The organism is Endozoicomonas sp. SESOKO1 (assembly GCF_024606265.1).
In the GTDB taxonomy this organism is placed as follows: domain Bacteria; phylum Pseudomonadota; class Gammaproteobacteria; order Pseudomonadales; family Endozoicomonadaceae; genus Endozoicomonas.
This window is the reverse complement of sequence record NZ_JAHHPP010000066.1, coordinates 1-18,789: the sequence shown is the minus strand read 5'-3', so window position 1 is coordinate 18,789 and position 18,789 is coordinate 1. Positions and strand designations below refer to the sequence as shown.

At 47.9% G+C, this 18,789-nt stretch carries 16 protein-coding genes; 6 read left to right on the top strand and 10 right to left on the bottom strand.

The annotated features are described in order from the left end of the window. Window positions 1–117: 117 nt before the first annotated feature. Complete coding sequence (locus KDK13_RS04065) at window positions 118–783, top strand: potassium channel family protein (RefSeq protein ID WP_257283636.1); 666 nt, start codon at window positions 118–120, stop codon at window positions 781–783. A gap of 49 nt (window positions 784–832) precedes the next feature. Here the strand turns inward: KDK13_RS04065 and KDK13_RS04060 are convergent, their stop codons facing one another. Then, window positions 833–1,894 (bottom strand): ADP-ribosylglycohydrolase family protein, encoded by a 1,062-nt coding sequence (locus tag KDK13_RS04060; protein ID WP_257283635.1) that lies wholly within the window; start codon window positions 1,892–1,894, stop codon window positions 833–835. Window positions 1,895–2,096: 202 nt separating this feature from the next. Between KDK13_RS04060 and KDK13_RS04055 the strand changes: the two genes are divergently transcribed. Both KDK13_RS04055 and KDK13_RS04050 read left to right on the top strand, forming a co-directional pair. Continuing rightward, window positions 2,097–2,336 carry a YecH family metal-binding protein gene (locus KDK13_RS04055; RefSeq protein ID WP_257283634.1) on the top strand — a complete coding sequence of 80 codons (240 nt, stop codon included), beginning with the start codon at window positions 2,097–2,099 and terminating at the stop codon, window positions 2,334–2,336. 320 nt (window positions 2,337–2,656) lie between these two features. Then, window positions 2,657–3,196, top strand: a complete 540-nt coding sequence (locus KDK13_RS04050) for a YaeQ family protein (RefSeq protein WP_257283633.1) — start codon at window positions 2,657–2,659, stop codon at window positions 3,194–3,196. Between the two features lie 117 nt (window positions 3,197–3,313). Here KDK13_RS04050 and KDK13_RS04045 read toward each other — a convergent pair whose 3' ends face one another. Continuing rightward, window positions 3,314–4,231 carry a DUF4892 domain-containing protein gene (locus KDK13_RS04045; protein ID WP_257283632.1) on the bottom strand — a complete coding sequence of 306 codons (918 nt, stop codon included), beginning with the start codon at window positions 4,229–4,231 and terminating at the stop codon, window positions 3,314–3,316. A 41-nt stretch (window positions 4,232–4,272) separates the two neighbouring features. Next, window positions 4,273–5,130 carry an alpha/beta fold hydrolase gene (locus KDK13_RS04040; RefSeq protein WP_257283631.1) on the bottom strand — a complete coding sequence of 286 codons (858 nt, stop codon included), beginning with the start codon at window positions 5,128–5,130 and terminating at the stop codon, window positions 4,273–4,275. A 391-nt stretch (window positions 5,131–5,521) separates the two neighbouring features. On the opposite strand from KDK13_RS04040, the gene KDK13_RS04035 reads away from it, so the two are divergent. After that, a complete protein-coding gene (locus KDK13_RS04035; protein ID WP_257283630.1) occupies window positions 5,522–6,544 on the top strand; it encodes a hypothetical protein in 1,023 nt (340 codons plus the stop codon). 49 nt (window positions 6,545–6,593) lie between these two features. Here the strand turns inward: KDK13_RS04035 and phhA are convergent, their stop codons facing one another. Further along, a complete protein-coding gene (phhA, locus tag KDK13_RS04030; protein WP_257283628.1) occupies window positions 6,594–7,394 on the bottom strand; it encodes a phenylalanine 4-monooxygenase in 801 nt (266 codons plus the stop codon). 172 nt (window positions 7,395–7,566) lie between these two features. Then, entirely contained in the window at window positions 7,567–8,646 is a 1,080-nt protein-coding gene (hppD, locus tag KDK13_RS04025) for a 4-hydroxyphenylpyruvate dioxygenase (RefSeq protein WP_373692204.1), read from the bottom strand. Window positions 8,647–8,973: 327 nt separating this feature from the next. Here hppD and KDK13_RS04020 point away from each other — a divergent pair, with 327 nt between their 5' ends. Both KDK13_RS04020 and phnP read left to right on the top strand, forming a co-directional pair. After that, window positions 8,974–9,453: an Lrp/AsnC family transcriptional regulator gene (locus KDK13_RS04020; RefSeq protein WP_257283627.1), complete on the top strand. Its 480-nt coding sequence runs from the start codon at window positions 8,974–8,976 to the stop codon at window positions 9,451–9,453. Between the two features lie 20 nt (window positions 9,454–9,473). After that, window positions 9,474–10,226: a phosphonate metabolism protein PhnP gene (gene phnP, locus KDK13_RS04015; RefSeq protein WP_257283625.1), complete on the top strand. Its 753-nt coding sequence runs from the start codon at window positions 9,474–9,476 to the stop codon at window positions 10,224–10,226. Here phnP and fghA read toward each other — a convergent pair. The 5 genes from fghA to lon all read right to left on the bottom strand — a co-directional run bounded on the left by fghA (window position 10,223) and on the right by lon (window position 18,181). Then, on the bottom strand, window positions 10,223–11,068 hold the full coding sequence (gene fghA, locus KDK13_RS04010) for an S-formylglutathione hydrolase (RefSeq protein WP_306670996.1): 846 nt from the start codon (window positions 11,066–11,068) through the stop codon (window positions 10,223–10,225). The genes phnP and fghA overlap by 4 nt on opposite strands. A gap of 77 nt (window positions 11,069–11,145) precedes the next feature. Next, the gene (locus KDK13_RS04005) at window positions 11,146–12,276 is read right to left on the bottom strand and encodes an S-(hydroxymethyl)glutathione dehydrogenase/class III alcohol dehydrogenase (protein ID WP_306670995.1); all 1,131 of its coding nucleotides are present in this window, start codon (window positions 12,274–12,276) and stop codon (window positions 11,146–11,148) included. A 336-nt stretch (window positions 12,277–12,612) separates the two neighbouring features. After that, the gene (locus tag KDK13_RS04000) at window positions 12,613–14,595 is read right to left on the bottom strand and encodes a SurA N-terminal domain-containing protein (protein ID WP_257283623.1); all 1,983 of its coding nucleotides are present in this window, start codon (window positions 14,593–14,595) and stop codon (window positions 12,613–12,615) included. A 174-nt stretch (window positions 14,596–14,769) separates the two neighbouring features. Continuing rightward, window positions 14,770–15,042, bottom strand: coding sequence for a nucleoid-associated protein HU-beta (gene hupB, locus KDK13_RS03995; RefSeq protein WP_101746322.1), 273 nt, complete (start codon window positions 15,040–15,042; stop codon window positions 14,770–14,772). A gap of 715 nt (window positions 15,043–15,757) precedes the next feature. Next, a complete protein-coding gene (gene lon / locus KDK13_RS03990) occupies window positions 15,758–18,181 on the bottom strand; it encodes an endopeptidase La (RefSeq protein ID WP_257283622.1) in 2,424 nt (807 codons plus the stop codon). Between the last annotated feature and the right edge of the window lie 608 nt (window positions 18,182–18,789).

The window sequence follows — 18,789 nt, the reverse complement described above, 5'->3', positions numbered from 1 at the left end:
AACAGAAACGTTCTTGAGCGATCAAGAACCCTCGCCTTTATGCCCTTCGGGTGCGATAGGGCGGGGAGTGTCAGAGCGCTATCCCTAATTAGACAGCGCCCGTAAGGCCAGCCAAGAATGTTAAGACGATCCTTCATTAACTTCTCACAACGAGTGAGCCGCAACCCGTATGTTTCACTGGGGCTACTGCTGATCACCCTGATCTGCAGCATTGTATTCTCCCCTATCGTCATGGAGCACCAATCCATTGGGGCAACGATATTTTCCTGCCTGATGATTGCCAGCCTGGTTCTGTCCCTCGGGTCACTAACGGAATACAGCCCAAAAACCCGCCTGTGGTTGCAAATCACCGGCACTACTATCGTTATACTCAGGGGAATCGTTGAATTCCCAAACCAGCCACACTGGTTACACTTCTTCGCCTTAATTGCCAGCATGCTGTTCCATCTGGGCATGATGTTGATGCTAATCCGGCACCTCTTCAGCGTTAAGCCTCAGGCAGAAAAATTATTGGCGGCTATCAACTTCTATTTATTGACGGGCATCACGTTCAGCTATCTTTATTTGTTGGTTAACCTGTTTACCCCAGGTGCATTCGATCTTGCCAGCCAGGGTATTTCCAGCTGGCCGGATTATCTCTATTTCAGTTTTGTTACCCTGACTACTCTGGGTTATGGTGACATCCTGCCCCTCAGCCCTCTGGCGCAGAGCCTGGTATCTCTCGAAGCCATTGTGGGTGTGCTGAGTCCGACGGTAATGATTGCCCGCTTTGTTGGGAAATAATGCAAAAATCAGCATTGGTTTTGATAGCAGCGGATAAATTGCTATAACATCACTGCTCTCTCATTATATCGGCCAGCATCAAATAGCGGTCACTGTCATGGAGTCCACTCAGCAAATGGTCCGGTATCATCTCAAGTCCATTCATGGCCCCCAGGAGAACACCTGTCAGAGCGGCCCTGGCCATATTGTTACCACCCCCGTTAATGGCCGATAAAACACCCTGTTCAAATTGATCAGGGTAACGGTGCATCAGGTAGTAAGCACAGGGAAGCACATGAATAAGCTGGCAATCCATGCCATACACCTGACTGATATGAAGGGCAGGTTCTATACGAACCGTCTCCGGTTGCCAGGCCACCTGCCCATTTCCCGGAGTCAGGAGATGGTCGTAACGCTGTATTGCAGACATCACCTCCGGGCGTTTTGCCATACCCGTTAAAAAAGCTGGCAATTCAGTCAGGGGAATGCCGTTGACCATGGCCTGAACCACCAGGGCAAATACCAGCGTATTCTGCCGTATAAAAGGTTCACGATAGAATGTCTGCAGCAGTTTTTCAGCAGCGTCTGTCAGAGCCACCGGATCATCAATAGCCAGAGCCAACAGAGCAACAAACTGTGCTCCTTCCGTAGTGTCACAACACGAAGCAATCCGGGGATCCCCCCAGTGCAACCCGGTTCGGCGCACCCTGATCAGATCCACCATTAATTCATCCGTATACCGTCCTGAAAAAGACTCACCGGATAATGGCGCAAAGAAATCGTCAAGCCGCTCAAGAAAGTCTGTCAGTACAAAGCCATCACAGCTGGCCAGAGACTCAAGCAGCAATACGATGACCTGACCCGTCTGGGAAAGATCTCCGGCCCTGACCCCCTGCTCATAACGGAAGTGACTTATATTGGCAAAACTATGGCTACCATTAGCCGCAGGGTCCTGGTAGGTATCAATCCAGGGGCCATGATCCTGTGCCAGTTGATCAAGGTTATAATACCACTGGGTTCCAACGCCCAGGGCATCACCAATCAGCAAGCCAGCCACTCCCCCCTTTACCCGGCTAAGCTTATCAATGTTTTGAGGGTATGATCTGACGTTAGATATTGATGTCGAAGTCATGGAAAGCCCACTTTTCAAACCATATACACCCTTTGAACATAGTTGAATTTATGGGCCGTAGCGGCCTGTTTGCCTGGGTTAACGCAGGCGCATTCAGGACATTGCCCCTCAGGTCAACCTATACGAATATATACGACTGTTTAATTACAGTAGTCAGAGTATTGTTTACTGAAGTCCACACTGTTTAAATGAGAATAAGCCCATGGAATCCGTACACGGTCATAATGTACTGAATCTGATCAAGGAACAGGAAGTTTCGCTGAGCAAAGAGGCACTCCTCACTAGAATCTCAGCAGAATTTGGTAAAGAAGCACGGTACCACACCTGCTCCTCACGTGAATTAACAGCTGAAGAACTTGTTGATCAATTTATTGGAAAAGGTAAGCTGATCGAAACTGGTGAAGGCATCCAGTACAAAGGTTGCAATTGCCATTGCCACTAAAAATGCCCGTCTCACAGGTGTTTTTATCTTTCTTTTGTCTGATTATTCAAGTAGAAACAAAAACCGGTCACAAGAACCGGTTTCAAAATTTTATTGTTGTTGCCTGTCTCATCTTCGTGGCCTTATTGTCACCTCCCCCGCGACATAAAAGCCTTTTCTGGAGAAATCCCCCTTCTCTTTTCTCCTTCAGGCGTACGACATAATACGTATTGTTTTTTGAACCCATATTGATCTGCATCAACATTACATCATCATTTACAAAAGCTCCTGCTTGCTTCAGGTTAAACTCCGTTTTTATTGAGTTATCGAGCGAATGATGCATGGCCCTGAAAGCAAGGATCTACAAAGCAGGTATTAATGTAGCTGACATGAACCGTCACTATTATGCAGACCATGATTTAACCATTGCCCGCCACCCATCGGAAAATGATGAACGGGCAATGTTGAGACTGATGGTCTGGTTACTCCATGCTTCAGGGGAGCTTCAGTTTACCAAAGGCATCAGCACTGATGATGAGCCTGATATCTGGCAGAAAAATCTCAGTGGTGAAATAGAAACCTGGATAGAGCTTGGCCAACCCGATGAAAAGCGCATCAGGAAAGCCTGCGGACGGGCAAAAAAGGTTTATATCTATAACTATGGCGGACGCAGTTCTGATATCTGGTGGCAGCAATATCATGATAAAGTACAGCGGTTTGATAATTTGTACATTTATCGAATTCCTGCAGAGGGTAACGAACTGGTAAGGCTGATTGATAAAACCATGAAACTGCACTGCATTATACAGGATCAGCAGGTCACCATTGGCAATAATGCTGACAGTATCACCGTTGAGATCTCACAGCGCTTTCCAGATTAATGATGCCAGGATATTTATACCCGGATATTTATAACTAGCGCCGTCGATTGATTAACCACAAGAGTAATGACTGTCTTGAATGGTTAACTTCCCTGTGAAGAGGCTACGATTCTACCTTTAATTTAAAGGCACAATTTCAAGCCAGAAAGACGGCATTGCTCCCGGATCCAGCGAATGGTCATAAGTACCAATGGAAATGTTGAAACGGAGTCGTGATTCGGCAATCCCCTGCTCCTTTAAGTACTGCGTAATAGTATCTTGCAAAATTTCCATTTTGTTCTGCCATTCATCCAGTTCTGTCAGGGTATCGGGTACCTTGCTGTGAATGATCAGCAGTGCATTCATTGATGGGTCAACATTCATGTTTGCAACAAATGAGATCAGGTCAGCACTTTTTTCAATCCCGGAGTCACCGGATGCAAGCCTGAGAATACGGCTGCCGGTTCCCCTTTCAGCTGCACTTTCCACCTCATAGTCATGAGGCTTAAAGATATCTACCAATGTATAAATGCGACCATTTCCGCGCCTGACCGCGTAGATCGCATAAAAAGCATTCAGTTTTTTCCCGATATAAAATGCCTGTTCTTTATCCTGACCATAGAGCGTTGAAATATCGAAGACATCGTTAGCCCAGAAATTACTGGCACCACAGGAAAAACTGCGACATTCGAACAGCGTCTCAACGCCCTCGGCACGCATCAGACTGACATAAAACTCATAGCCCTGGTTACTGCTATGTCCAGGCGGCAGGAAGTAGAGATTTCTGGTCAGATGTCCGTCCAGCCACTGAGCACCGTCAGAGGTAACAACACCGTTGACCCGCTTCATCCGATTGGTAATGACCGGATGGTTCTTACGGCTCTCATCGACAGAAAGCTCTATACGGGCATTAGGGTAAGCTGGAAGTCCCGATGCATATGTCGAAAGAGCAAGTACCAGACAAAGTAAGGTACTGATTATTTTGCAGGTAATGGTTAAAGAGAACGATTGAAGAGTCTTCAGTAGACCCGGGATATCTACAATCACTTTATTCATGAAACGCAATCCAAGGCTTCCCCCATCGGCTTTTCAGACTATCATAATTTGCTTCCCAAAACAGAGTTAACTAAATTGGCAATAGCTTCCACCTGGTCATCCATATGAAGATGATGATTTCCGTTCATCGGGTGAAAGTGAATGTTTGGAAGCTGCTCCTGACACAGGGTAATAGCATCACTGATCGCACCACTATCAACATAGACCATATGGGCAGGGCAGGTTATCTGCCGGGGAAATGCCAGGCTCTGCTCCAGGGAAAAACGGGTAGGTGATCCCTGCTTTAACCGGGGATCAGCCGTCCAGATCCAGTCGTCTCCATCCTGGATAATGGAACGATCCACCAGCAGTTCAGAAGATTGCCTGGAAACTTTGAACTGGCCCATGGCCCTGGCCCGGACTGCCTGTTGTTTTGATCGATAGCGGGTCACTGGCAGTTGATCAGCCGGTGTTCTGCGTTGATTGATATAGTCCGCCAGAGCTTTAGGGGCATCTTCAGGGTTTCTTGGCCAGGGGAACAGCCCATCAATAGCGACCAGGCCGGTAACCTGATCTTTCAGAACGGAACCCGCTGCCATGGCACTGACCACACCGCCCATGGAATGCCCCAGCAAACCAAACCGCTCAAGTTGCAATGACTCAGCGATATAAACAAGATCTTCAACATAGTGCCAGACATCATAACTGAACCACGGCGGACGATGTTGAGAAAGGCCATGACCGGCCTGGTCCACGGCGATCAGCCTTATACCCTCTAATGCTGTCGCCATTGGCGTGAAACTGGCCGCATTATCAAGCCACCCATGAAGGGCGATAACCGGAGCACCCTGAGGATCCCCCCACTCCAACGCAGCAAATGTTAAATGCGGTGTTTGAATGCTCAGCTCCCTTGGATGCATCGAAGACTCCTTGCAATTCAAAGTAATGACCCTTTAGGAAAAAAGAAGTAACGCCAAATGGCTGACCATTGAAATCACAGCCAATCTCACAGAAAACCCACGAATATTAACACAAGGAAGCAACAAAAAAATAAGCTTCAACAAGAAGTTATGAATCAGACCAAGGAGAGAGTCTTGGTCATCGCAACCGCGATTACGTTTCTTGAGGTGCTTGAGGTGCTTGAGGTGGATGTGTTCTTCAAGCAGCTCGGGCAGCTTGAGCTGCTCGTTATCATATTTAGAAGGCGGAATTTGTATAACGTCTGGTCTTTCGCTTTTTTTCTATAAATAAGAAACCTTCAACATCATTTACGTGTCGTACCTTTAATCTTTCAAATAGGATATTTTCAAAATGACCCCAGTAATTTCAATTCAACACACACTTGAGCAATTTTCAAAGACTGATGGTGTTAATGCATCTATTCGCCTGAATAACGGAGAACTCAAAACCGGTCTCCCTAAAGGTAATTGGTTAAACAGTTTGGTCTGTTGTTCAAATCCTGAACGTTCCGAAAGCGAGTATATACAACAGAAGCAAGCCGCTGTTGATTTCATGAACCAGCGCTCTGAAATAAAATTGGAAGCAAGAGAAATAACTGTAGGACAAGCTCAACTTCAATTAAATCCGCCGAAGTCTGACGAAGAGTTTATTCAATCTCTGACTGAAGGTCGGTTCAATATTGGAACTGCTGCAGGCCGAAAGCTGTTTACGCACTATCTGGAACAAAAACTTGCTTCTGAATCTCAAACTCCTACTGATATGCTGGGTGAAATCGACAAACTGATTAACAATATCGACAGAAAAAATTTACCAGCAATAGAATTGGCATCTCAGTGGTTAACAGAAAAAATAGTGGAGCACTTGGCAAAAACATCTGACTATCAAGATTCCTTAAATGCACGCCTGGAATCAGGTGATTCTGATTTTCTACCTGATTATTTCAAATCGGTCAAAATGGTTGATCAGTTATCCAGTAGTCAGTTGATTACATTAAAAGAGATACTGGAGAAAAAAGGGCAGTCAACCTCAGATCCGATCTACCGGCAAGTATTATTCCGACTGTCTAAACCAGAGCAACAAATGGAACTTAAAAGCAAAATGATAGATGAACGGAATAAAGATTTGGAAAATTTAACGATAAAGCTTGAAGGAACAAGACAAAGATTGAGCCAGCGGCAGCAAAGTGTTGATAATTATGAGAAAGAAATGGAAACAATGAACCCTGCAGATATAACGGAAGCCCTTTGGGTAGGGTATGTTCGCATCGATATTGAAGAGTTGAAAAAGAAAATTTCTATGCTTGATCGCTGGATGGGATGCATAAACAACCAACTGGAATGTTTAGCAAAACCGCAAATACTTATGCAATCATAAAAGTGAAAAGCGTTGAATTCTACCACTTTGAAGTGGTAGAAATCTTATCTCACGCAGCACCATCCCCAGGCTTTGGCTCAAACATAGGAGGAAGCAAAGGCATCGTCATAGCCTGATGTACCAGCGACATAATATCCATCTCACAAAGGCGATGAAGAACCGTAATATCGTCCAGTACATAATACAATGGCTGCAAAATATCGATCCGATAAGGGGTTCTCAGTGCTGTCAGTGGATCAAAGGCTGTTCTGACGGGAATATCACTATCCAGGGCATAGGCTGTTTCACCATAGCTGGATAGAATTCCACCGCCATAGATACGCAACCCCTGGGAGGTATTCAACAAACCAAACTCAACAGTCATCCAATAAAGCCTGGCAAGGTATACCCTTTCTTCCTTGCTGGCAGCCAGGCCGAGCCTGCCATAGAGTTCTGTAAAGTCAGCAAAATCCTGATTGGTCAGTAAAGGACAGTGACCAAATATTTCATGGAAAATATCCGGCTCCTGAAGATAATCCAGCTCTTCCCTGACCCGGATAAAGGTAGCAACAGGGAATTGTTTGTCGGCTAAAAGCTTAAAAAAACGATCAAAGGAAATCAGCGCGGGTACTCTGGCAACCCCCCAGCCGGTTTTATCATTAAGCACCTGGTTTATTTCATCCAGCTGCGGGATTCGCCCGGACGGCATGGCCAGCTCTTCAATGCCGTTCATGTATTCATCACATGCCCGACCTTTCAATAAATCAATCTGCCGGTGATACAGAATACTCCAAGTTTCATGCTCCTCATCTGTGTATTTAATAAAGCCCGATTGATCAGGCGTTCTTGCCTGATATTTGGATGACTTCATATATACTCTCCCCGACCTTGTAGGCAAGGTAATGAATAAGCTACTACCCCACCAGATTGAAGGTTCATTCCCTGAAAAGCCCTTTAATAAAACGATAGGCTAACAGCGATTATGCCGGATCCATGATTGCAACAGACTGCTTGATTATCAATCAGTTGGCTCAGAGAAAAAGCTACAACACCCCCCTTCTCACCTGATCCCTTTCCATACTTTCAAAGAGCGCGGTAAAGTTACCTTCACCAAAACCTTCATCTCCCTTGCGCTGGATAATTTCAAAGAAGATCGGGCCAATGGCAGTTTCAGTGAAAATCTGTAACAGCAACCCACCATCCTCCGTAGGCGCCCCATCCATGAGGATGGCACTGGCTTTGAGCTGATCAACATCTTCATGATGCCAGGGCAGTCTCTCCGAAAGCATCTCATAATACGTGTCAGGCGGTGGTGTCAGAAAGGCAGTTCCATTGGTACGCATCGCGGGTACCGATTGATAGATATCTTTGGAGTACAGTGCAATATGCTGAATACCCTCGCCATTATACTGGTGCAGAAACTCCTCAATCTGACTCTTGTCATCAGAAGACTCATTGATAGGAATTTTGACCTTGCCACAGGGACTGGTCATCGCTTTGGATTTCAATCCCGTCAACTTGCCTTCAATGTCAAAATAACGAATCTCACGGAAGTTAAAAATATCCTCGTAGAAAGCTGCCCACTTATCCATATTTCCGCGCTGAACATTATGGGTAAGATGGTCAATAAACGAAAGGCCGACACCTTCAGGTTTCTGATCAACGCCCTCGATAGGAACGAAATCGACATCATAAATCGAACCATTGTCACCATATCGGTCAACCAGGTAAATCAGGCTGCCACCAATACCCACAATGGACGGGATATTGAGTTCCATGGTACCACTCTGGGTTGGTCCGGGTTCACAGCCCAGTTGAATCGCCCTCTCATAGGCAAAAGCAGCATCTTCTACCCGAATGGCAAATGCACAGGCACAGGGACCATGCTCACGGGCAAACTGCTGGGCAAATGAGCCAGGTTCGCTATTAACGATAAAGTTAATTTCCCCCTGGCGATATAAGGTCACCTCTTTAGATCGATGGCGCGCCACCGGGACAAATCCAAACTGTTTAAAAAGGTTGTGCAGTGAAAACGGATCGGACGCGGCGTATTCGATAAATTCAAACCCATCGGTTCCCATCGGGTTCGTGCTGGTAATCTTTGACATTTTGTTCGTTGTCATGCTTCGTCCTCTTTTTCATTCCAGCCACAGTATAGAAAGAGTATACGTTTGGCCTGATGCAAAAGCCTTGCGATCTACAGCCTCTTTACGCAAGATGATACAACAGGTTTGCATCAAATGAATTGGCGAAGCCATCAAACTGGGCTTACACTACCTCAGCAAGCATCCAGACCACCCGTTTTGCAGGGTTCCTGCCAATATTCGACTGAAGCACTGATTGCCGGAGGTTGCTATTGGAAGAGGAGCGTTTTCCCGGCCAGAGAAGATGACTGATCTGCGTATTTCTGAATTGAAAAGAAGTGCTGCCAAACAGTAACGAGGGATCGGATGATGAGCAGAAATGTATTGGATACTTACGACATAAGGCTTTTGTCTGCACTCCAGCAGGATGATGCGCAATCCCTGCAATGTCTTGCAGAGCTGGTCAACCTTTCTGCATCGCAGTGCTCCCGCCGCATCAGTCGGCTGAAAGCAAAAGGCTATATACAGAAACAGGTGACGTTACTGAACCCACAGGCTGTTGGTCTTGATGTGGAAGCCTTTGTCACTGTCTCTCTGGATAATCATACCCCGGATTCTGCAACCCACTTCAAAGAGGCTATTCTGACCATGCCTCCGGTTATGGAGTGTCACGCCATCACTGGCAGTGATGGTGACTATCTATTGAAAGTTGTCGCCAGAAATCAACAGGCACTCTCTTTTTTCCTGATGGAAGAGCTGATGAAGATTCCCGGCGTCAGCCAGATCAGAACCGCGCTGGCTCTCTCTGCCATTAAATCCACTACGGCACTGCCGCTCAGCTTATAGAGGGTTTTATGGAGTTCCCGATGAAGTTTACCCTGGTCGGCACCGGCAGCGTGAAAGGGTGCCCGGTTTATGGATGTGACTGCCCTGCCTGCATCAGAGCGGTCATGGACCCTTTTCTCGCCCGCCGACCGGCTTCCGCTACCCTGGAGTCCGACGGTGAGGTGATTCTTATTGATGCAGGTCTAACGGATATTGAAGAGCGTTTTCCCCCGGGTTCCCTGAAGCATATTATGCTGACTCATTACCATATGGATCATATTGTCGGCTTATTCAGTCTTCGCTGGGGAAGTGGCCTGAGGATATCCGTGACCGGACCGGACACGTCGGACGCACCGGCAGAGCTGTTGAAACATTCCGGCATTCTTGATTTTTCCCGGACCGTTTCGCCGTTTGCACCCTTTACTGTCAACGGTGTCAGGGTAACCCCTGTTCCCCTGAGCCATTCACGCCCAACAATGGGCTATGCTTTTCATCGTAATGGCAGGACGCTGGCCTATCTGACGGATACTCTGGGACTGCCGGTTGAGACCCTCCACTTTTTTGCAGGCAATCCGGTAAATGTCATGATTATTGACTGCAGCTACGCTCCGGACATGACAGATGCGCCCGGAGCGCATAACAGCCTGAACGATGTCCTGGAGCTGCACCAGAGGATACAACCATCGCGCACTATTCTCACCCATATTGGTCATGAGTTAGATAACTGGATGAATACCAATCCGTTACCCAAAGATATTGAAGCGGGACACGATGGACTGGTAATCACCCTTTAAACTGGTCCCATGTTCTCTGAGTGAAATCTTATGTGATCCTCAATAAACGTGGCAATGAAATAATAGGAATGATCATAGTGCGCCTGCATCCTTATGGTCATTGGATATCCTGTGTCTGCAACGGCTTTTTTTAATGCATCCAGGTGCAACTGTTCGTGCAAAAAAGCATCACTGCTGCCCTGATCCACCAGCGCAGGAATGGCTTGAGACGAGGTTTTCAGCAACTCGCAGGCATCATAGTTTTTCCATTGCTCACGATCATTGCCAAGATAGCCCATAAATGCTTTTTGTCCCCATGGCGCATTGACCGGATTGCAGATCGGGCTGAAAGCAGACACCGATGAGTAACGGTCAGGATTTCTCAAAGCAATCACCAGCGCACCGTGACCGCCCATGGAATGACCGGCAATACTGCGTTTATCATTCACCGGGAAATTGTGTTCAATAAGTTCTGGTAGTTCAGAAACCACATAATCATACATTTGATAGTGCTGACGCCATGGCTGCTGGGTAGCATTGACATAGAACCCGGCACCAAGCCCGAAATCATAGGCAGAATCAGGATCATCCGGAACATGATCCCCCCTGGGACTGGTATCCGGTGCAACAATTGCAATTCCCAGCTCTGAAGCAACACGTTGAACACCTGACTTTTGCATAAAGTTCTCATCGGTACAGGTCAGCCCGGACAACCAGTACAGAACGGGGACCGTTTTATGCTGACTTTCAGGAGGCAGGTAGATGGCAAAACGCATGTTGCAGTTAAGGATTTGTGAGTCGTGGGTGTACTGCTTATGCCAGCCACCAAACAGCTTATTACTGCTGATATTCTCCAAAGACATAGACCTTGCTCAGTAAGGGACGGACTCTACTGAAAAAACAGGAAAGCCAGACGAAAAGAAAATACCTGATGGCGCAGTTATTGCCGGTAATGGATCACAGAGCGAATACTTTCCCCCTTATGCATCAAATCAAACGCCCTGTTGATCTCATCCAAAGCCATGGTATGGGTGATAAAATCATCAAGCCTGAATTCACCCGCCAGATATTGCTCAACAATGCCCGGCAACTCAGAGCGACCTTTCACCCCTCCAAATGCGGATCCACGCCAGACACGCCCGGTCACCAGCTGGAATGGACGGGTGGCTATTTCCTGGCCAGCACCCGCGACGCCGATGATAACCGACTCTCCCCAGCCTTTGTGACAGCACTCAAGTGCAGAACGCATAACATTAACATTGCCGATACACTCAAAGGAAAAGTCAACACCACCATCGGTCATCTCGATAATCACGTCCTGAATCGGCTTATCAAGCAATGTTGGATTGACACAGTCAGTAGCACCCAACTTGCTGGCCAGTTCAAATTTTTTTTCATTAATATCAACCCCGATAATCCTGCCAGCACCAGCCATTCTGGCTCCAATAATGGCCGATAAACCAATACCGCCAAGACCAAAGACTGCAACGGTGTCCCCGGGCTGTACCTTTGCGGTCTTTAATACGGCCCCCATACCGGTAGTGACCCCGCACCCCAGAAGACAGACTTCTTCCAGTGGCGCATCAGGGCGGACTTTTGCCAGGGAAATCTCCGGCAACACGGTATACTCGGAAAATGTTGAACAGCCCATGTAGTGATAAATGGGCTGACCATCCTGGTAAAATCGGGTCGTACCATCGGGCATCAGCCCCCGTCCCTGGGTTTCACGTATTTTCTGACAGAGGTTGGTTTTACCCGAACGGCAAAATTTACACTCACCACATTCCGGTGTGTAGAGCGGGATGACATGATCGCCAACGGCAACACTGGTCACGCCCTCCCCCACTTGTTCAACAATCCCGCCACCCTCATGACCAAGAATCGCAGGAAACACCCCTTCAGGGTCATCACCGGACAAGGTAAAAGCATCAGTATGGCAAACACCTGTGGCAACGATGCGAACCAGTACCTCACCAGCCTTTGGCAACATCACATCGACTTCTTCGATCGACAACGGTTGCCCTGGTCCCCAGGCAATGGCCGCTTTTGATTTGATAAATTGATCTGACATTGATATTCCCCAATATTGCTTATTTTTAGACCACTAACAAAAAACCGTGGATGAAGCCAACAGTTTAACAATGGCAGGAAACGCTGCAAGGAGAGATCAGGATCACGGCTTCGGCGGCTCAGGATAATCAGGTCGTTATGCTCGTTGTGCCTGGCTGTAATTGAGTGGTTATTGATTTTCTTGCAAAAAGATAACCACAAAGGCTATGGCTACTATCTACCTGGTAACAGGCTACCTGATAACAGACAAAGCCATCAGGACATTTTTTCTGCGTCTTCTTAACGACAAAGGCCACCTTTCGGTGGCCTCTGACAAGTACAATCCAAACTCAATTAATTATTCATTGTCGAGCAGGACTTTTACCTTACCCCTCTCCTTCAGGCTGGCAAGGTACTCATCAAACATAACACGCCCGTTACCGGCTGCAATAAACTGACCCAGGCCCTTAAGCTGCTCAGAATTTGCCACTGCTTCACCGGGGTAGATAGCGCTCAGACCAATCACAGCATAATCACCATTTGCCAGGGCAACGGAGCGATAGGAGACACTGCTTCCCGGATGAGGCATTTTAAATGCGCCCTGCAAAAGCTGGGCTGGCACACCAGGCATATTCCTGCTGGTTTCAGGACTGTCAACCACATTAAGCTTCAACTCATCAGCAAGGGTGTTCAGCGCTGTTCCAGACTGTAAAGTCGTTACCATTTCTTCAGCACGGCTGGCCAGCTGTTCCTGTGCACGGCTGTTCTTAAGGGTAGTAACGATGGTTTCTTTCACGTCTGCCAGCGGAACAAGCTCAGGCTTTCTGTGCTCTTTGACCCTGACAACGACAGCCTGTTCCGGGGTAATCTCTATCAGCTCACTGTTAGCGCCAAGATTCAATACGTCATCGCTGAAAGCCGCTGCAGAGACGCGAGAGTCGGCGGCAATACCGGATTCAGTACCATTTCGACCAAATGGTTCACTGGTCATTACGGCCAGGCCCAGCTGCTCTGCAGGCTGAACCAGGTCAGAAGCCTCAAAGCTGATATCTGCGAGTTGTCTGGACTGCTCAATAAACAGTGAATCAACTTCGCTCTGTTTAAGTGCCACTTCAAGGTCCTTACGCATCTCACTCAGCGAGGGTACATCGGCCTCATCCCGGGCAGTCACTGTCAGGATCTGGATACCGAAGTCGGTTTCAATAGGGTCAGAAACCTCACCGACCTTCAAACCAGCAACGGTATTATCAAAATCATCGCCAAAAAAGCCAGGCTCAACAGCACCCAGATCACCACCTTTTTCAGCGGTCATCGGGTCATCAGAATAGGACTTGGCTAACTCAGCAAAACCGGTTCCAGCCTTCAGTCTGGAGACAACTTCTTTCGCCCGGGCCTGCGCTTCATCAAGGGTGCGATCTTCACCGGTCTGAATCAATATCACTGACACGTGAGCATTATTGCCAGACTGTTGTTTCAGCTGCTCAACACGGTACTGGTATTCTGCTTCAATATCTTCAGCAGAGACTTCTATGCCTTTGGCAATATCGCTCTTATTCAGAACGACATAGTCCACAACCACCTGCTCAGGCGTCATAAACTGATTCGAGTTGGCCTTATAATAGTTCGTAATTTCTTCATCAGAAGGAGTAATGGCTTGACGAACCTGTTCTGCAGGCAGAACAATCCAGGCGAGATCCCTAGTCTGACCCTCAAGACTCTGCAGACGTTTGAGCTCTTCTGCAGTCACAAACTCGGTATTGGCGACTCCGGCGCGTAATTGGAGCAAGAGCGTTTCTTCCCGGATGGCATCACGGAACTGCAGTGGTGTCATACCATAACTGCGAACCATCATTTGAAAACGATCGGTGTCAAAGCGACCATTTTGCTGAAACTGTGGCATGGATACGATCAGCTTATCGATCTGGGCTTTGCCAATATCCATTTTCTGATCTTCAGCGTTCTGCAATAGCAGTTGACGATCAATCAGGGCATCAAGAACCGAGTCCTGAAGCAACTGGTCGTCCAGCATGGAAGGATCAAACTGCCCCCCCATTTGCTGAATTAAAACCCGCCTCTGCTGGTCAACAGCCTGAGCCAATTCTGCCCGGGTTATATCCTTACCATTTACTGACGCCACTTCCGGGTTGTTTGGATTGGGCGCAAGCGTTTCCAGGCCAGTAATGGCCATCATAAAAGCGATGATGCCGACGACTACAAATGTCACCCAGCTTTTCGCTTTGTCCCTCATCGATTGCAGCATAATAACCTCAGGTACCAGGGCCGCTGAGACAGCAGAGAATATCCCTTGTTCTTCGCACCCAGCCTTCTCATCAACTCTCATCAATACTCATCAAGAGCGAAGACCGGGTTTAAAAAAAAAGCGCATCATCGGATGCGCTTTCTGGTGAACCGGCAGACAACTCCCCTGGAATAATTCATGTGGAACCCTGCCTTGTCCACCTGATGAAATAGAACCGATTAAAGCGCTATAACAGTAACAGTGAACCCTACCAAATCAGTTCACGGCATCCTTAAGAGCCTTACCAGCCTTGAAGCTTGGAATTCTGGCAGCAGCGATTTCAATCGGCTCACCAGTTTGTGGATTACGACCGGTACGTGCAGCACGCTCTTTTACAGAAAATGTGCCAAAACCTACCAGAACAACCTGCTCACCATTTTTCAGTGCACCAGTGACAGAGTTAATCACGGCGTCCAGGGCTCGACCAGCGGCAGCCTTAGAAATGTCGGCAGATGCAGCGATAGCATCAATAAGCTCGGACTTGTTCACTCTATTCCCCTTCTAAGTAGGATGCGTTTTCAATCATTAACAGAGGATAGACACAGAAAGCGTGCTGGCAACTGACTAATTTGCCGGTCATCTGTCATCTACCCAATCAGGTGCGACCGATATGCTGCTGCATTTTTCCATGAAAAACAAGCATCATTAATGCACCCTCGTACTTAATAGCCTGCCAACCAGCCAATATGATCCATGATCACTGAAAATAATCATCAACATTCATTATGCCAATGTAAACCGGTCATATCGAACACTCAAAGCAAACGATAACACCGGGGCAGTATGAAGCCTGATAATCTGCCGTCAAGCAAATTGTCTGACGATATTCAAGACGTCTGGCGGGAAACCCGCAGCACCCGGAATTGCTGAAAAATGGCCAGCAATCCGGCAACTGATCAAATCGGGGAAGCAGAGTAATTCCTGCGTTTCTTGCCTGGAGGGTCATACGAAAGCAAATCACCGGTTACAGCCTTTACCTGTTCGGTCATTCCGGTAAAAGAAGTCTACTTTTATCCGCACTAGTAAATAGTTGTCTGGCACTTGAGCTGACAACCTGATTCTATGGCTTCGACCTAACTCCTGATCCGAAGTAGCGACAATTTATACCAATCGTCCGACAGTTATGTCAACTGAAGAATCAACCGGAAAGCCGCGCCGTTACTGAACGACCGACCAATACTGGACGGCCATTCAAATTCAGCGATCAGTGAGTATTAACACGTTCATCATTTTTCTGAACGGTTTTCTGTTCCGACTCGGCAACTTCCAGCGGTTTTTCTGGCAGGGCTTCAGGCATATACGACAAGGCCACTTCCAGAACTTCATCAATCCACTGAACGGGAATAATCTCCAGGTCATCCTTGATATTGTCAGGAATCTCCTTGAGGTCGCGTCGGTTCTCTTCAGGGATCAGCACCTTCTTGATACCACCACGATGGGCTGCCAGAAGCTTCTCTTTAAGCCCACCGATGGCAAGCACCTGGCCCCTGAGAGTAATTTCACCGGTCATGGCAACATCAGCCCGAACGGGAATCCCGGTGAGTATGGATACAAGGGCGGTACACATGCCGATACCCGCACTTGGGCCATCTTTTGGCGTCGCGCCTTCAGGCACGTGAATATGCAGATCGTTCTTCTGATGAAAGTCAGGCTCAATCCCCATGGCCGCTGCACGGGAGCGAACCACCGTCAATGCCGCCTGGATCGACTCCTGCATCACATCGCCCAGGGAACCGGTCTTGATAATCTGCCCCTTGCCGGGAACCGCTACCGACTCGATGGTCAGCAACTCGCCACCAACCGATGTCCAGGCAAGCCCGGTTACCTGACCGATCTGATCCTGTTCTTCAGCGCGCCCATAGGTGAACTTGCGAACCCCCAGGAAGTCTTCAAGTACTTCTGTGGTAACCTCACTTTTACGGTCCTTTTCAGACAGGGCTTCCTGTTTTACCGCCCGGCGGCAGACCTTGGCAATTTCCCGTTCCAGTCCACGGACACCGGCTTCTCTGGTGTAGTAGCGGATAATATCCAGCACCGAATCATCGTCAAAGGAAAGTTCACCTTTACGAAGTCCACTGCGCTTGATTTGCTTGGGTATCAGATAACGTTTGGCAATATTAAGCTTTTCATCCTCGGTATAACCCGGAATGCGGATCACTTCCATACGATCCAGCAACGGCCCGGGAATATCCATTGAGTTGGAGGTACAGACAAACATGACATCGGAAAGATCGTAGTCCACTTCCAGATAGTGGTCATTGAATGAGTTGTTCTGCTCAGGATCCAGCACCTCCAGCAGCGCTGAAGCCGGATCACCACGCATATCGGAACCCATTTTGTCGATCTCATCCAGCAGAATGAGCGGGTTTTTCACTTCCACCTTCGCCATCTTCTGAATCAGTTTACCCGGCATGGAGCCAATGTAAGTCCTGCGGTGACCGCGGATCTCAGCCTCATCACGAACGCCACCCAGCGCCATACGGACAAATTTGCGATTGGTCGCCCTGGCCAGGGATTCACCCAGTGATGTTTTACCGACACCGGGAGGCCCCACCAGACAGAGAACGGGTCCCTTCAGTTTACGGACACGCTTCTGCACGGCAAGATACTCGAGGATACGTTCCTTGACCTCCTCCAGCCCATAGTGATCTTCCTCGAGAATATCCTGGGCACGCTTCATATCGTGCCGGACTTTGCTGCGCTTTTTCCAGGGGACACTGAGCATCCAGTCAATATAACCCCTGACCACCGTTGCCTCTGCAGACATCGGCGACATCATTTTCAGCTTGGTCAGTTCCGCCAGGGTCTTCTCCCTGGCCTCCTGAGTCATTCCAGCCTGATCAATCTTCGCTTTCAGTTCTTCCAGCTCGTTAGGGGCATCATCCATATCCCCCAACTCTTTCTGAATGGCTTTCATCTGCTCATTCAGGTAATACTCACGCTGGCTGCGCTCCATCTGTTTCTTTACGCGACCACGGATTTTCTTTTCCACCTGCAGAAAATCCATCTCACCCTGCATGATGCCAATCAGATACTCTAACCGATCTCCCAGGTCGATGATCTCAAGCATTTTCTGCTTGTCTTCGATCTTCATCGGCATGTGAGCGCTGATGGTATCCACCAGCTTGGCCGGGTCCTTGATACCGGACAGTGAGCTGAGCACCTCATTCGGTACTTTCTTGCTCAGTTGAACATACTGCTCAAACTGTGACATGACAGAACGAACCAGCAGCTCACCCTCCCGGTCACTGATCTGCTCAGACAACTGCTCATGAACTTTCGCCTTAACCAGCCCATCGTCTTCATGGATCGAGTCAATCGTTACTCGAGTCTCACCTTCAACCAGAACTTTTACCGTGCCGTCTGGCAACTTCAGTAATTGCAGAATACTGGCAACCGTGCCTACAGAAAACAGGTCTTCCACCCGAGGCTCATCGGTCTGCGCACTTTTCTGGGCTACCAGCAGAATTCTCTTATCACCTGACATTGCCAGGTCCAGCGCCTGGATGGATTTTTCCCGGCCAACAAAGAGCGGGATAACCATATGCGGATAAACCACCACATCACGAAGGGGCAACAACGGCAGTTCATAGTGCTCTGATGGTTGCAGGGTATCTTTATTATCCATAGCTCAGCCCCTATATATTCAATATCAATAAAGCCTGCCATCTGCCAACCGGGTGGCTGACTGAAAAATAGAAAATAAAAACCTGGCAGGTATTCAGGACACGATCTATTACGTGCTTAATCAATGGTCAGCCCACAGCAGAAAACACCTGAATACAGTCTCAAGCATCTGTAAAACTGGCCATAATCCCTAAGATGGGGCTTTTCCAGCTAAATTACAATAGCCACGTCTTTTCGTCCCCTGAAAACGGATAAAGTTCCGTGGCAAAACTGGTTATTGCATATCCGGAAAACCTTTCTCAACGCTAAGTCTATGAATACAGGGTGAGCTTTAGAAATAATGCTGGCCATATAAACGACAAAAGTAATTTAGTTACCCGGAATTCGTACTTTAGTTTAAATTCGATTTGAAACATGACAGCATGTACAGTGACGCTTAGCCAGGACCCAGGCCCGGGACAAGAATCTCGCAACATCAAGAACTTGCAAAAAATCGGCGTTCAGGTAACATAAATTTCATTCTAAAGAGACATCTCAAGGACTCTTCAGAAAATTCGGAGCGTAGCGCAGCCTGGTAGCGCACCACAATGGGGTTGTGGGGGTCGGAGG

Bases quoted from the DNA above. Each gene is read 5' to 3' on its own strand.
- KDK13_RS04065 (WP_257283636.1), top strand. From the start codon at position 118: ATGTTAAGACGATCCTTCATTAACTTCTCACAACGAGTGAGCCGCAAC.
- KDK13_RS04060 (WP_257283635.1), bottom strand. From the start codon at position 1,894: ATGACTTCGACATCAATATCTAACGTCAGATCATACCCTCAAAACATT.
- KDK13_RS04055 (WP_257283634.1), top strand. From the start codon at position 2,097: ATGGAATCCGTACACGGTCATAATGTACTGAATCTGATCAAGGAACAG.
- KDK13_RS04050 (WP_257283633.1), top strand. From the start codon at position 2,657: ATGGCCCTGAAAGCAAGGATCTACAAAGCAGGTATTAATGTAGCTGAC.
- KDK13_RS04045 (WP_257283632.1), bottom strand. From the start codon at position 4,231: ATGAATAAAGTGATTGTAGATATCCCGGGTCTACTGAAGACTCTTCAA.
- KDK13_RS04040 (WP_257283631.1), bottom strand. From the start codon at position 5,130: ATGCATCCAAGGGAGCTGAGCATTCAAACACCGCATTTAACATTTGCT.
- KDK13_RS04035 (WP_257283630.1), top strand. From the start codon at position 5,522: ATGACCCCAGTAATTTCAATTCAACACACACTTGAGCAATTTTCAAAG.
- phhA (WP_257283628.1), bottom strand. From the start codon at position 7,394: ATGAAGTCATCCAAATATCAGGCAAGAACGCCTGATCAATCGGGCTTT.
- hppD (WP_373692204.1), bottom strand. From the start codon at position 8,646: ATGACAACGAACAAAATGTCAAAGATTACCAGCACGAACCCGATGGGA.
- KDK13_RS04020 (WP_257283627.1), top strand. From the start codon at position 8,974: ATGATGAGCAGAAATGTATTGGATACTTACGACATAAGGCTTTTGTCT.
- phnP (WP_257283625.1), top strand. From the start codon at position 9,474: ATGAAGTTTACCCTGGTCGGCACCGGCAGCGTGAAAGGGTGCCCGGTT.
- fghA (WP_306670996.1), bottom strand. From the start codon at position 11,068: ATGTCTTTGGAGAATATCAGCAGTAATAAGCTGTTTGGTGGCTGGCAT.
- KDK13_RS04005 (WP_306670995.1), bottom strand. From the start codon at position 12,276: ATGTCAGATCAATTTATCAAATCAAAAGCGGCCATTGCCTGGGGACCA.
- KDK13_RS04000 (WP_257283623.1), bottom strand. From the start codon at position 14,595: ATGAGAGTTGATGAGAAGGCTGGGTGCGAAGAACAAGGGATATTCTCT.
- lon (WP_257283622.1), bottom strand. From the start codon at position 18,181: ATGGATAATAAAGATACCCTGCAACCATCAGAGCACTATGAACTGCCG.